The following is a 12,837-nucleotide window of genomic DNA, read 5'->3' as shown; positions in this document are numbered from 1 at the left end:
TGAATCGCAGGTATTTCTTGAAAACAGCCGAGGATGGCTGCAAATTCCTGCATATTTGCAGCTTTGGATGACCGCTGCGCGAATATGCCCCCTCTACTCCGCATCCGCATCCCCAGGCAGCCTCACTTGTCCCTGCCCTCCCAATCCCCAACTCGGAGAGGGCTCTTCGTGCTGTAGCTTTTTAACTGAAATTTAATTTCACTTCTAACCTTGATTTTTGCAATAAAATTCCCGTTAATGGCGAATTGGATAAGAAAGGATGACACGAAGGTTCTTGTAATTTGAAACAAATCTTCGTATGATGATAGTAATTTTATCAGAAAATTTGATACCGGGCAGGGAAGAGCGATGTCAATTCACGACAATATATTGATTAAAATTCGGGACATGCGAGACAGCCTGACGCCCGTCGAGAAGCTGGTGGCCGATTATATTTTGGACAATGTCGCGGATATTCCGCATTTGTCGATCAAGAGTCTGGCGCAGTTAACCAAAACGAGCGACGCTTCTGTGCTGCGTTTTTGCAAAACGATGGGATATAAAGGGTACCGGAACTTTATCGTCAGCATTTCGGCTTCGGTCGGCTCGATGGATGAGGATCAGAAGGATCAGTATACGGACATTCAGCCCGGGGACGATCTGCCGATTATTATTTCGAATATTTTCCACAATAACAGCAAATCCATTGAGGATACGTTAAGCGTCATCGATAAAAGCGAGATCGCCCGCGCGGTCAAAGTGCTCAGAGAATGCAACCGGATCGTTTTCTTTGGAATCGGCGCTTCCGGACTTGTCGGCATCGATGCGGAGCAAAAGTTTTCACGGATCAACAAAATGTGCCATACGTATACGGACGGCCACAGCCAACTGACGGCTGCTACACTGATGGACAAGAAGGATGTCGCGATTTTCATTTCCAATTCCGGCAGTACGTCCGAGATCTTGGATACGCTGGACATTGTGAAGAAGAACGGTGCGACCGTCATCGCGATTACGAAATACAACAAAAGCGAGTTGGCGGAGAAAGCGAACATTGTGCTTAGTATTTCCACACCGGAGCTGACGATTCGCAGCGGCGCGATGGGTTCGCGGATCGCCATGCTGACGGTGATCGACGTGCTGTTTGCGGGCGTCGCCAGTGCGGAATACAAAAATGTAAAGAAGTATCTGAGCAAGACGCACGATATTATAGCAAGTACCAAACATCGTAAATAAGCGCGAAAGACAATGGTTATGATAAACAATAACCATTGTCTTTTTTTTGTTGTCGCCAAATTTCATCACAATTGGACAATAAAATAAAAAATCAAACTTTTATTGTAAAATAAAATAAAATTTCAAAAAGTATTGACCAAGATGAAATTTTTCGTTAGTATGAACTCATGAAAGCGAAACAAACAGGATAGGAGGTTGCGACAATGGATGAGTATCTGTCGGGGTTGACTACGGAAGAAATCAACGAGAAAACGCAGATGATCGACGAATGTACAACAGAACAAATGCTTCGTCTGATGAACGAGCAGGATGCACTGGTTCCCGCAGCAGTGGGCGCGGAAATTCCGCAGATCACCAAAGCGGTTGACATCTTGCATCAGGTTCTGAAAAACGGCGGCAGAATGTTCTACGTAGGAGCTGGTTCTTCTGGCAGACTCGGTGTACTCGACGCTTCTGAATGTCCTCCTACTTTTGGTGTGGATGCCATGCTGGTTCAAGGTCATATCGCAGGCGGGGACGTAGCGCTCCGATTTGCAGTCGAAGGCTTTGAAGATAATGCAGAGGAGGGGATCGCGCTCATTGAACGGTGCGGCGTGACGGAGAAGGACGCAGTCATTGGCATTACAGCCAGCGGCAGCGCGCAATTCGTTATCAGCGCCATTCGAAAGGCGAAGGAGATCGGCGCTGCTACAATCGGCGTTGTGAACAACAAGCAATCCAAGCTTGAGCCTTTCTGTGATGTGTGTATTTCACCGGTTGTAGGGCCAGAAGTTATCATGGGATCCACCCGATTGAAAGCGGGGACAGCACAGAAGCTGGTTCTGAATATGCTGACGACCTGTACGATGGTGAAGCTTGGCAAGACGTTCAACAATCTCATGGTGGATATGAAAGCGAGCAATATCAAGCTGTATGATCGGTCCGTGCGCATTATCCGAACGGCAACCGGCGTAGACGAAGCGACGGCAATTTCCCATTTGGAAGCGGCTTCAATGAACTGCAAGCTGGCCATCATGATGATTAAAACAGGCCTTAACGTTGAGGCGGCGGAAAACGCCCTCGAGCAAAGTGAAGGCAGTTTGAAAAGAGCAATTCGTTCTTTTAGTCAAGTTGTGTAAATAGCAGAAAAATATGAGGAGGTCACTTTTTCATGAAAAGAAAAATGCCCGTATTAGCATCAGTTGTTGCGTTAACAATGGCTCTCACAGCATGCGGTAGTTCCTCTGGTACCAAAGAATCTGCTTCTCCTGCTGCTTCCGCGGCGGCTACGTCTGCTGCATCGCAAGCGAAAGACACCATCACGGCATTGCTGCCACCGGTTTCGCCAAACTATCAAAAGAACTTTGAGCAAATGGCGAAAGACTTCAACACACTGTACCCGAACCTGACGCTGAAAATCGAACCGGCTAGCTGGGAAGATGTGAAGCAGAAACTGGATACGCAAGTGAATGCAGGCAGCCCTCCGGACATCGCTTTCGGCGGATCGGACAGCATTCCGAAGTACATCGAGCAAGGCTTGCTCATGGATATTACGGATACCGTGAAACCAGAAATGATCTCCGACTACGACAAAGCGCCGCTAGACTACATGAAAAATGGCAAAGGCCTCTACGGCTTCCCGGCTTACATGGAAGTTCACGCATTAGGCGGTAACAAAGCGTACCTGGAACAAGCAGGCATCGATTGGAAAAAAGTTCAAACGAATGGCTGGACATACGATGAGTTCCGTCAAGCGATCAAGAAAGGCGTTGTAACGGAAAACGGCAAAACACGTTACGGTTTCGTATTCGCCGTGAAAGGCGTAGCCGCGGTTGACTACCTGGGCATCATGGCAAAAAATGCCGGCATGCCTTACGCATTTAATAAAGATAACAAATATGCATACACTAGCAAAAACTACCTGGGTCTCCTGAAAGATCTGCGCGCATTGATCGACGACGGCTCCATGCCGAAAGAGCTGAGCTCCGTTGATGCGGGTAAACGTTGGAACATGTTCTTGACAGGTCAAACGATGATCACTGGTAAAGGTCTGGCGGTATTCGAGAACTCCGCGAAAGCCAACAACGCGAAACTGGCTGCCAAGGACGCTAGCGCTGTAAAAGATTCTATTCCAGTGGACTATGTGGTCCTGCCAGCTCCAACGTTCCAAGGTGCGAAACCTTCCTATGCAACAGTTGTTGACGGCTACATGACGTTCCGCGGTAAAAAAGACCCGACAGCAGAGCACAAAGCTAACGTGGTAAAAGCGGCTTACTTCTTGGCTAGCGGCAGTGTAGCGGCGACAACGAACAACGATTTGTTCGCTGCGCACATTACACAAAGCGCGAAGAAAGCAGCTGAAAGCATGAAGATCGATAGAAGCCCTGAAAACGTGGCAGCTGTTGACTACATGCTGAAAAATGCAACACCGGCTCGTTCGGACATTCCGACAGACTTGGCTGCAAAAGCAATCAAATTGGAAACGGAAGTCATCGTACCGAAATTCCAAGGTCTGATTGCAGGCGAAGTAACGCCTGAAGCGATGTACGAAGCTGTGAAAACAGCTGCGATCGCTGCATTCGGCGCCGACGGTGTCGTAAAAGACTAATTCATACCGATGACATGGCTCGGATAGTCGCGCAGAAAAGTGCCGCGGCTATCCGAACTATTTTACAGGAGTAGTATTTAGAGATTGGAGGGGACACGATGGCTACGAATATCGCTAAACCGATCAAACGTCAAAGAATCAAAGGGGACGGCGCCTGGGGGTATACGTTCATTGCCGTCGCTTTGATTGCTTTTGCGATGTTCACGGCATATCCCGTCGTCAGTGCGTTTATTATTTCGTTTCAAAAGTATAAACCGCTAGGTTCCACCTATGTGGGATTTGACAACTATGTAGCAACGTTGAAAGACCCGCTTTTCTGGCAGGCGATGAAAAATACCGTCGTATACACGATCCTGACCGTTCCCGTGAACTTGTGTATTTCGATGGCCATCGCGATCCTGATCCTGCCATTCCGCAAATCGACGCAAACGTTCTTTAAAGCCGTGTACTATTTGCCGGTTGTCGCGTCAGGCGTTGCCTTGTCCGTCGTGTGGCTATGGATCTTCGATCCGATGGAAGGCGGAATTCTGAATCAACTGATTCGTTTCTTCGGTTTCAGCAATCAGAACTGGCTGGGTTCCAGCTCAACGGCGATGTTCTCGCTTGTCCTGATGTCTTGGCTGTCTTCGCACGGTACGTCCATCATCATTTATTTGGCGGGCCTCCTGGGGATCGACGATACGTATTACGAAGCCGCAGAAATGGACGGCGCGAACTTTTTTCAAAAACTGTGGTACATCGTAGTTCCGGCCCTAAAACCGGCTACCTTGTTCTTGCTCGTTACCGGTGTCATCGGTTCGTTCCAGGTTTTCCAGAACGCGTACCTCATGACTGGCGGCGGTCCGAACAACGCGACTACGATGGTCGGCTTGCTGATCTTCAACAATGCCTTTACCTTCTTTGATTTCGGTAAAGCGGCAGCGCAATCGCTCGTGCTTGCTGTCATTATCGCTTGCATTTCCGTCATTCAATTCAAATATGCCGGCAAAGACGTCGAGTACTAAGAGAGGGGGATAACAATCATGGCTCTTTACAGCAATCACGCGGGGAAACCCGGCGTACGCAAGTCGCGCAACACCATTATTTTTATCGCCCTTCTGCTTTTTGCTCTGGCGACGGTATTTCCGATTTACTTCATGGTCATTTCGTCCTTCGCGGACCCGGTAGAAGCAGGTGCTGTGTCTTATTCGATTTTGCCTAGTAAGATGACTTTCGCATCCTTCAAGTTTTTCTTTGATTTTAGCGAATTTTCCTACAGATGGCTTCTGAACTCTTTGATTGTGGCAACGTCGGTGATGGTGTCCAACGTCATCTTCGCGAGTATGGCCGGCTTCGCATTCTCCAAGCTCCGTTTTAAAGGAAGAGGCGTGCTGTTCTCCATCCTGCTCGTGTCCATGATGATTCCGTATCAAGTGACACAGGTTCCTTTGTATATTCTCATCGTCAACGTATTTGAACTTCAGAATACGTATACGGCGCTGATTATGCCGGGAATCGTAACCGTTTATAATATTTTTCTCGCCAAGCAATTCATGAGCTCTATTCCGAATGAAATTATGGAAAGCGCCAAAATTGAAGGCTGCAGCCAGTTCACCATTTATTGGCGGATCATCCTGCCACTGTCCAAAACGGTGCTTGCCGTAATGGCGATTCTAACGTTCATGGACAGCTGGAATACGTTCTTCTGGCCGCTGCTGGTCACGAACACGATGGATATGCAGACGATTCAAGTCGGTCTGAAAAACTTCCGCTTCGCCAACACGACGTTCATTGCGCCGATGATGGCCGGAGCGACAATCTCGGCTTTGCCGATGTTCATTCTGTTCTTCAGCTTGCAAAAGTACTTCTTGGAAGGCGTTACGGTCGGTGCGGTCAAAGGCTGATCGCCGCCGCGCATGGGGGAGGATCGCAGCATGATAGTCACTTGGGAAGACAAGTATACGCAAGACGTCATCGCTTTGTGGAACAAGGAAGCCGTGAAAGACGCCTACAAGGAGCTGGATGACGAAAGCTTTCGGCATATATTCACGGACAATGCGTATTGGGACGAATTGAATACGTTCGTGCTGCTGGATCAAACGCATGTCGTCGGTTTTGCCTGCGGCTGCACGGGAGACGATCTCCCAATTGGGGACAAAGCAGGGTACATCACTTGCATTGTCCTGGCAGACGGTTATCAAACCGAAGCGAATTATGCAGATCTGCTGCAAGCTTTGGAAGGACGCTTTCAAGAGCGGGGCAAAAAGCAAGGGGACGTACTTTTCTTCAACCCGATGATGCTCCCATGGTATATTCCGAACACACCGAAACATGAGCATAACAATGCGCCGGGCGTGCCGGTAGACAGTAAGCTGTATGCCTATTTGCTTGGCGCAGGTTACGTGGAACGAGCGAAGGAATGCGCCATGTATTTGAACCTCGACAACTTTGTCATGCCCGAAGAGAGTGTGGCGAAGGAGCGGAAAGCAGCCGTGGAAGGCTATACGGTAGCGTTGTTCGATGCCGAGAAACATCAGGGTGTCCATGACATGCTGCAAGGTTTTGACAATCCGTTATGGCAAAAGGAGATCGGTGCGGCAACCGCTAACGGTGTGCCGGTCGTCATTGCCGCTCATCATGGCAAAGTTGTCGGTTTTGCCGGCCCTGTCATCAAGCAGGCGAACGGCAGAGGCTATTTCGCCGGGATTGGGGTCCATCCCGACCATGAAGGGCACGGGCTCGGCAGCATCTTATTCTATAAGCTGTGCGAAGCTTTTCAAGCGATCGGGACGCCGTACATGTCGCTATATACGGGCAGTACGAACCCTGCGATCCGCATTTACGAGAAAGCCGGCTTTACGACGGTAAAACAATTTTCTGTCATGCGAAGGGAGTTTTAATCAGCCATGAGTGAACAGCAGATGACGATTCTGGCCATTGGTGGCCATGTAGGGGATGCAGAGTTAACGGCAGGAGGCGTGCTTGCCAGCCACTCGCTCAAAGGAGACCGCATTGCGACACTGGCTCTAACCGCAGGCGAACGAGGCGTACCGGCTGGACAGGATATGAAAGAGTATCACGCGCAAAAAGTGCGGGAAGCGCACACGTTTGCTGAAATGCTTGGCGGCGAAGCGTATGTGTTCGACGATATTCCGGACGGCGAGCTGGAGGACAGCACCGAGATGCGCTTCCGTGTGGCGGATGTGATCCGAAAAGTGAAGCCGAATGTGATCATCACCCACTGGAAAAACTCCATGCACAAGGATCATATGACGACGCATCGCATTGTCAATGATGCCCGTTTTTTTGCAGCGCTTGCTTCCTTTGAGCGGGAGCTTCCTGCCCATTTTGCCCAGCGTCTGTACTATGCCGAGAACTGGGAGGATGCCGTCGACTACCGTCCTTACGTTTATGTGGATTTCGACCAGGAAGCGTTTGATCTATGGGTCAAAGCGGCTTCTACGCATTGGTTCATCACCGGCAGCAAATCGTTCCCTTACCTGGAGTACTACAAGCATTTGATGCGCGTTCGCGGTATTGAAGCTCGCAAGCAATATGCGCAGACGTTTATGATTCCGGAAGAAAATATGCGTGTTCTTAAAACTGAATTATAGGCCATCCTAACCGCCTCTGCACGCAGCCGTTTTTCCGATTCGATGGCTCGAGCAGGGGCTTTTCTTCATTAAACTATATCGCAGGAACGAGGCGCTGACATGATACTGAACGGCATTGACCGCATCGAACAATATGCTCATCTTTTTAAAGGAAAGCGGCTCGGCCTGATTACCGCACCGACGGGACTGACGAAAGACTTTGTCTCTACGATTCAAGTTTTGCATGAACAATTCGAGCTGGCGGCTCTCTTCTCGCCAGAGCACGGCGTGCGCGGCGATCAAGCGGCCGGTGCGTTCGTCGATACGTATCTCGACCCGATCACAGGCGTTCCGGTATACAGTTTGTATCGCAAGGATTCCAAACGACTCACGTCGGAAATGTTGGATAGCGTCGACATGATTGTGTACGATATTCAGGATGTCGGCACACGGTATTATACGTTTATTTATACGATGCTTTACGCGATTGAAGATTGCGCGAAGGCGGGCAAGCCGTTCGTCGTGCTCGACCGCATTAATCCGCTGGACGGCATTACGGTAGAAGGCAATGTGTTAAAAGAAGGCTTTCAATCGTTTGTTGGCAACTATCCGCTTGCGGTGCGTTATGGCTTGACGGCAGGAGAATTGGCCTTGATGGCGAACGACCAAATGAAGTGGGGCTGCGATTTACATGTTGTGCCTTGTGAAGGATGGTCCCGCAGCATGCGGTTTCCGGAAACCGGTCGCGAGTGGATCATGCCGTCCTTGGGATTGCCAAGATATGAAACAGCGCTCATGTATCCGGGGACATGCGTGTTTGAAGGCACGAACATGTCGGAAGGACGCGGCACGACGGTGCCGTTCGAGGCCATTGGCGCGCCGTACATCGACGGACAGCGGCTGGCGGATGAGATGAACGCGAAGAAACTGCCGGGCGTCTGGTTCAGGCCGATTCATTTCAAACCGACGACGTCGAAGCATCTCGGCGAAAATTGCAGCGGCGTTCAGATTCACGTGCTTGACAAACAGGCGGTTCGGCCGTTTGAGACAGGCGTGACACTGATGTATACGATCAAGAACAACTATGAGGCGTTTGAATTCCTGCCGCCGCTCCGGGAAGGTTCACGGCCTTTCATCGATTTGCTGTGCGGTGACAATGTGTATCGGAACGAGGAAGTCGGCCTGGCGGAGCTATTGGAGAAGTTTCAAGCGGAGAGCACCACATTTGCGACAATGAAAGCAGCTTATCATTTATATAAGTAAGATCTAGTGCAGGAAGAGGTGGAAGCGTGAGACGATTTGTAGCGGGACTGGATGGCGGAGGCACGAAAACGTCAGTGAAAATTGCGGATGAGAACGGCTTGTTGGTCCATACATTTACCTCCGGAGCGATCAACTACAACGGGCAGGACGAGGAAAGCATTCGGCGCAGCTTTCAAGATATTTTTGCGGGGATTGCAGGAGCGTGCGGCGGGCTTGACCCTTGCAAGCAGATCGTGATCGGGGCGGCGGGTGTCAGCAACCCGACGGTTCGTGCACGTTTGGAAGCCAATGTGAGAGCGTGCGGCTACGAAGGCGGGCTGCTCATAACCGGCGATCAGGAAACCGCGCTTTGCGGGGCGCATGACAGCGAGGTCGGGATCATTGTGATCGCAGGAACAGGGTCGATCTGTTACGGCAAAAAAAAAGCGGGCGAATCGGTGCGCTCCGGCGGCTACGGGCACCTGATCGACGATGAGGGCAGCGGTTATGCCATCGGACGCGATCTGCTGTCCGCGACAGTCCAGGCTCATGATGGGCGAATTCCGGAAACGGTCATCTCCGGCATGGTGTACGAGCAGCTCGGGCTCGCCTCAGTCCAGGAGATTGTCGGGTTTGTCTATAACAAGTCTACGAATAAAAAAGATATTGCGGCGCTGGCCCCGATTTTGGGTAAAGCTTGTGAGCTGGGAGATTCAGCTGCGTGGGCGATTGCGGCCAAACATGCAGAGGCGCTCGCAACCATGGCAGCACCGGTGATCGAGAAGCTGTCCATGCAAACGGGAAGCCTGGCGATGGCAGGCAGTGTACTGCTCCAGAATCGAGAAATTCGGCAAGGTTTTGCCGAGCGTATAAAGGAAAGGTATCCTGAGCTTTCTTGTATTGAAGCGAAAAAAGATGCGGCCAGCGGCGCTGTTCGGATGGCGCTTAACCGACTGGAAGCCGCGCAAGCATGAACGAGTGGAAAGGGGAGCTTTACGGCATGAAAAAACTAGAAGAAATGACGCTCCGGGAAAAAATCGGTCAAATGCTGCTCTGCGGCTTTGAAGGCACGGCGTCTACGGAACGTGTGAAGGAACTCATTCAAGAGCATCATGTGGGCGGCGTCATTTATTTTGCACGCAATGTGGAGAACATTGAGCAGGTTGCCGCGCTGTCGAACGAGGTGCAGCAGCTTGCGGCAGCGTCGGATACGTGGCCGCTCTGGGTATCCATCGATCAGGAAGGCGGGATGGTAGCCCGGATTACCGAAGGCGTCGCGTTGATGCCGGGGCAGATGGCTTTGGCGGCAGGCGCGATGGGGGAACAAGAAGGCGATCAAGCGTTGAATCACGAAGCCGCCTATGCATCGGCTTACATCTCGGGCCGAGAGCTGCGGGCGCTTGGCATTAACCTGAACTTTGCGCCGGTGCTGGATGTGAACAATAACTCGAAGAATCCCGTCATCGGCGTGCGTTCGTTTGGCGAATCGGCTGAGCTTGTCGCGGATTTCGGTGTGCGTGCGGTTCAAGGGTATCAGGATGCGAACGTCGTCGCGACGGCAAAGCATTTTCCGGGTCATGGCGATACGAGCGTAGACTCGCATCTGGATTTACCGACGATTGCGCACGATCAGGCGCGGATTCGTTCGCTGGAGCTAGTTCCTTTCGTCAAAGCGATCGGGCATGGCGTTGATGCGATCATGTCGTCGCATATTTATTTTCCGGCATTTGAGCCAGAGAAGCGTCCGGCGACGCTGTCGAAAGCGGTGCTTACCGGCTTGCTGCGGGAAGAGCTCGGCTTCGACGGCGTCATCATGACGGATTGCATGGAAATGAACGCCATCGCCGTCCATTACGGAACGGTCGCCGCCAGCGTGATGGCGATCGAAGCCGGGGCTGATCTGGTCCTGATCAGCCATCGCATGGATTTGCAGCTCGGCGCGATCGATGCGATCGAGCAGGCGGTGCAGGATGGGCGCATCAGCGAAGCGCGCATCGACGCGTCGGTGGCGCGGCTGCTGGCGCTGAAAACGCGCCGCGGCTTGGTGGGGGCGCAGCCGGCCAGCGCTGCGTCCGAGGCTTTGGCGACCGAAGCGCACCGCGCGGTCGCCCAGCGTCTCAGCGAAGCGTCCGTCACGCTCGTCAAGGACGAGCAGGGCCTGCTCCCGCTGAGACGCGTGCGGACGCTCGCGATCACCGTCGCGGCGGCCGTATCGTCCGGCGTCGACGAAGCTTACGCCGCATCGAGCCTGGGCGCTGCGCTGGCAGATCGCGGCCTCGAGGTTGTCGACCGCGTGCTGCCGCTGGCCGCCGTCGCCGATGAGCATGCGGCGGTGCTGGCGGAAGCCGCTGCTGCGGACGTGGCGCAGATCGTAATCGGGACGTACAACGCAAGATTCCATGCGCCGCAAGGCGAGCTGCTGCGCGCGCTGCAAGCGCTCGGCAAGCCGCTCATCGTCGTCGCGCTGCGTGTGCCGTACGACCTGCTGGAGCTGCCTGCGGACGCATCCACATTCGTCGCGGCCTACGAGAGCCGGCCGCTAGCGCTGCAAAGCACGGCTCGCTGCTTACTTGGCGAGCTGCCGATGAAAGGGCGACTGCCGGTGTCGCTTAGCGACGCTTTCCCGGCTGGCTGGCGCTGGGAGGGGAACGCGTGATGCTACGTCAACTGCTGGAGAAAAAAAGTCTGGTTGTCGCCGGTCTCATGTCCGGCACGTCGCTGGACGGCATCGACGTTGCCATCGTGCGCATTGATGGCTGCGGCATGAACGCGAAGGTGCAGCCGTTGCATTTTGAAAGCTTCTCCTACGACGAGGAGCTGCGGGAGAAGTTGAAGGCGTTGTGCTCCGTCGAGCATTCGGACGTTGCGCAGGTATGCGGCATGAACGTCGTCATGGCGGAGAAGTTTGCCGAGGCGGTGCTGCGGACGGCGGAGCTCGCCGGGATGAAGATGGAGGAGATTGATCTGATCTCCTCGCACGGGCAAACCGTGTGGCATATCCCGCTCGCGGATGCCGCGAATGCGTACTTACCGAAATCGACGCTGCAAATCGGCGATTTGTCTGTGCTCGCCAAACGGACGGGCCGCCCCGTTGTCGGCGATTTCCGCACCGCCGATATGGCGGTCGGCGGACAGGGGGCGCCGCTTGCACCTTACGGCGACCTGATCTTGTTCCGGGACGCGGCGAAGGGCCGCATCCTGCAAAACATCGGCGGGATCGGCAATTGCACGGCGATCCCGGCCATGGGCGAGACAGCTCGCGTGGAAGACGCCGAGCTGATTGCCTTTGACACAGGACCGGGGAACATGGTCCTAGATCAAGTCGTGCACGAGCTGTCCGGCGGACAGCTCGCCTACGACGCCGACGGCGCATGGGCGGCGCGCGGCAAGGTGCAGGCGGATGTGCTCGAGCAGATGCTCGCACATCCGTACTTCGCTCAGCTCCCGCCCAAGACCACGGGGCGGGAGCTGTTCGGCAAAGCCTACACGCTGGCGTGGCTCGCCGGCGTGCAGGCGCAAGGCCTGTCGCCCGACGACATCGTCGCGACAGCCACGGCGTTCACCGCGCATTCGATCGCGCGCGCGTATGAGGCTTTCATCCTTCCGCGGATGGAAATCGCGGAAGTGATCGTCAGCGGCGGCGGCGCGCGCAACCGCACACTGCTCGCCATGCTGCAGGCGCTGCTGCCGCAGCAGGCGATCACCACGTCCGATGCGTTCGGCATTTCCGGCGACGCGAAGGAAGCGATCCTGTTTGCGTTGCTCGGCAACGACTGGATTCACGGCGTGCCGAACAACCTGCCGTCGGCCACCGGTGCCGACCGGCCGACCATCATGGGTAAACTGGCGCTGCCGTAAGGGGGCACAGCATGTCATAGCTTGCACCGTCTTAGACGACGGGGCAGGCTTTTTGTCTTGTTGGAAAATGGCTCAAAGCTTTCTATGTCCTATTCACATAAAGGCCCGCACCCAGCACATTCCACCTAGCACATTCCGCTCAGCTCAGCTCATCCAGCTCAGCTCATCCATTCTGGCTCAGCCAACTGGAATTCCTCCCGTTCATATTCAGCTTTCCACGCGAAAGGAAGTGATAAACTGGAAAAGCTCCATCTCATTTGAGCTCCGCAGCTCAATAATTGGCCTATACTCGAAATAGACTGGAAGTTTTCCAGTTCATTCTCGCAGGATTGCGTTTTTCCGCAAATGAACGGGAGGTTTTCC

At 53.3% G+C, this 12,837-nt stretch carries 11 protein-coding genes; all 11 read left to right on the top strand.

All coding sequences use genetic code 11. The annotated features are described in order from the left end of the window. Positions 1 to 348: 348 nt before the first annotated feature. Positions 349 to 1,215, top strand: a complete 867-nt coding sequence (locus EJQ19_RS27965; RefSeq protein ID WP_126144523.1) for a MurR/RpiR family transcriptional regulator — start codon at positions 349 to 351, stop codon at positions 1,213 to 1,215. Positions 1,216 to 1,418: 203 nt separating this feature from the next. After that, a complete protein-coding gene (gene murQ / locus EJQ19_RS27960) occupies positions 1,419 to 2,333 on the top strand; it encodes an N-acetylmuramic acid 6-phosphate etherase (protein ID WP_126144522.1) in 915 nt (304 codons plus the stop codon). A gap of 32 nt (positions 2,334 to 2,365) precedes the next feature. Further along, positions 2,366 to 3,802 (top strand): ABC transporter substrate-binding protein, encoded by a 1,437-nt coding sequence (locus EJQ19_RS27955; protein ID WP_126144521.1) that lies wholly within the window; start codon positions 2,366 to 2,368, stop codon positions 3,800 to 3,802. Between the two features lie 98 nt (positions 3,803 to 3,900). Beyond that, the gene (locus EJQ19_RS27950; RefSeq protein WP_126144520.1) at positions 3,901 to 4,806 is read left to right on the top strand and encodes a carbohydrate ABC transporter permease; all 906 of its coding nucleotides are present in this window, start codon (positions 3,901 to 3,903) and stop codon (positions 4,804 to 4,806) included. Positions 4,807 to 4,824: 18 nt separating this feature from the next. Next, positions 4,825 to 5,685, top strand: a complete 861-nt coding sequence (locus tag EJQ19_RS27945) for a carbohydrate ABC transporter permease (protein ID WP_126144519.1) — start codon at positions 4,825 to 4,827, stop codon at positions 5,683 to 5,685. 30 nt (positions 5,686 to 5,715) lie between these two features. Next, on the top strand, positions 5,716 to 6,681 hold the full coding sequence (locus EJQ19_RS27940; protein ID WP_126144518.1) for a GNAT family N-acetyltransferase: 966 nt from the start codon (positions 5,716 to 5,718) through the stop codon (positions 6,679 to 6,681). A gap of 6 nt (positions 6,682 to 6,687) precedes the next feature. Beyond that, positions 6,688 to 7,395 carry a PIG-L deacetylase family protein gene (locus EJQ19_RS27935; RefSeq protein ID WP_126144517.1) on the top strand — a complete coding sequence of 236 codons (708 nt, stop codon included), beginning with the start codon at positions 6,688 to 6,690 and terminating at the stop codon, positions 7,393 to 7,395. Between the two features lie 99 nt (positions 7,396 to 7,494). Further along, positions 7,495 to 8,637, top strand: a complete 1,143-nt coding sequence (locus EJQ19_RS27930; protein WP_126144516.1) for an exo-beta-N-acetylmuramidase NamZ family protein — start codon at positions 7,495 to 7,497, stop codon at positions 8,635 to 8,637. 26 nt (positions 8,638 to 8,663) lie between these two features. After that, on the top strand, positions 8,664 to 9,590 hold the full coding sequence (locus EJQ19_RS27925) for an N-acetylglucosamine kinase (protein WP_126144515.1): 927 nt from the start codon (positions 8,664 to 8,666) through the stop codon (positions 9,588 to 9,590). A 26-nt stretch (positions 9,591 to 9,616) separates the two neighbouring features. Continuing rightward, entirely contained in the window at positions 9,617 to 11,272 is a 1,656-nt protein-coding gene (nagZ, locus tag EJQ19_RS27920; RefSeq protein WP_126144514.1) for a beta-N-acetylhexosaminidase, read from the top strand. Continuing rightward, the gene (locus tag EJQ19_RS27915) at positions 11,272 to 12,474 is read left to right on the top strand and encodes an anhydro-N-acetylmuramic acid kinase (protein ID WP_126144513.1); all 1,203 of its coding nucleotides are present in this window, start codon (positions 11,272 to 11,274) and stop codon (positions 12,472 to 12,474) included. Before nagZ ends, EJQ19_RS27915 begins: the two co-directional genes overlap by 1 nt. Positions 12,475 to 12,837: the final 363 nt, after the last annotated feature.

The organism is Paenibacillus whitsoniae (assembly GCF_003955665.1).
Taxonomy (GTDB): domain Bacteria; phylum Bacillota; class Bacilli; order Paenibacillales; family NBRC-103111; genus Paenibacillus_E; species Paenibacillus_E whitsoniae.
This window is presented reverse-complemented; position numbering and strand designations above follow the sequence as displayed.

What these genes read in the sequence shown, in the direction of transcription:
- EJQ19_RS27965 (WP_126144523.1), top strand. Translation starts at nt 349, where the DNA reads ATGTCAATTCACGACAATATATTGATTAAAATTCGGGACATGCGAGAC.
- murQ (WP_126144522.1), top strand. Translation starts at nt 1,419, where the DNA reads ATGGATGAGTATCTGTCGGGGTTGACTACGGAAGAAATCAACGAGAAA.
- EJQ19_RS27955 (WP_126144521.1), top strand. Translation starts at nt 2,366, where the DNA reads ATGAAAAGAAAAATGCCCGTATTAGCATCAGTTGTTGCGTTAACAATG.
- EJQ19_RS27950 (WP_126144520.1), top strand. Translation starts at nt 3,901, where the DNA reads ATGGCTACGAATATCGCTAAACCGATCAAACGTCAAAGAATCAAAGGG.
- EJQ19_RS27945 (WP_126144519.1), top strand. Translation starts at nt 4,825, where the DNA reads ATGGCTCTTTACAGCAATCACGCGGGGAAACCCGGCGTACGCAAGTCG.
- EJQ19_RS27940 (WP_126144518.1), top strand. Translation starts at nt 5,716, where the DNA reads ATGATAGTCACTTGGGAAGACAAGTATACGCAAGACGTCATCGCTTTG.
- EJQ19_RS27935 (WP_126144517.1), top strand. Translation starts at nt 6,688, where the DNA reads ATGAGTGAACAGCAGATGACGATTCTGGCCATTGGTGGCCATGTAGGG.
- EJQ19_RS27930 (WP_126144516.1), top strand. Translation starts at nt 7,495, where the DNA reads ATGATACTGAACGGCATTGACCGCATCGAACAATATGCTCATCTTTTT.
- nagZ (WP_126144514.1), top strand. Translation starts at nt 9,617, where the DNA reads ATGAAAAAACTAGAAGAAATGACGCTCCGGGAAAAAATCGGTCAAATG.
- EJQ19_RS27915 (WP_126144513.1), top strand. Translation starts at nt 11,272, where the DNA reads ATGCTACGTCAACTGCTGGAGAAAAAAAGTCTGGTTGTCGCCGGTCTC.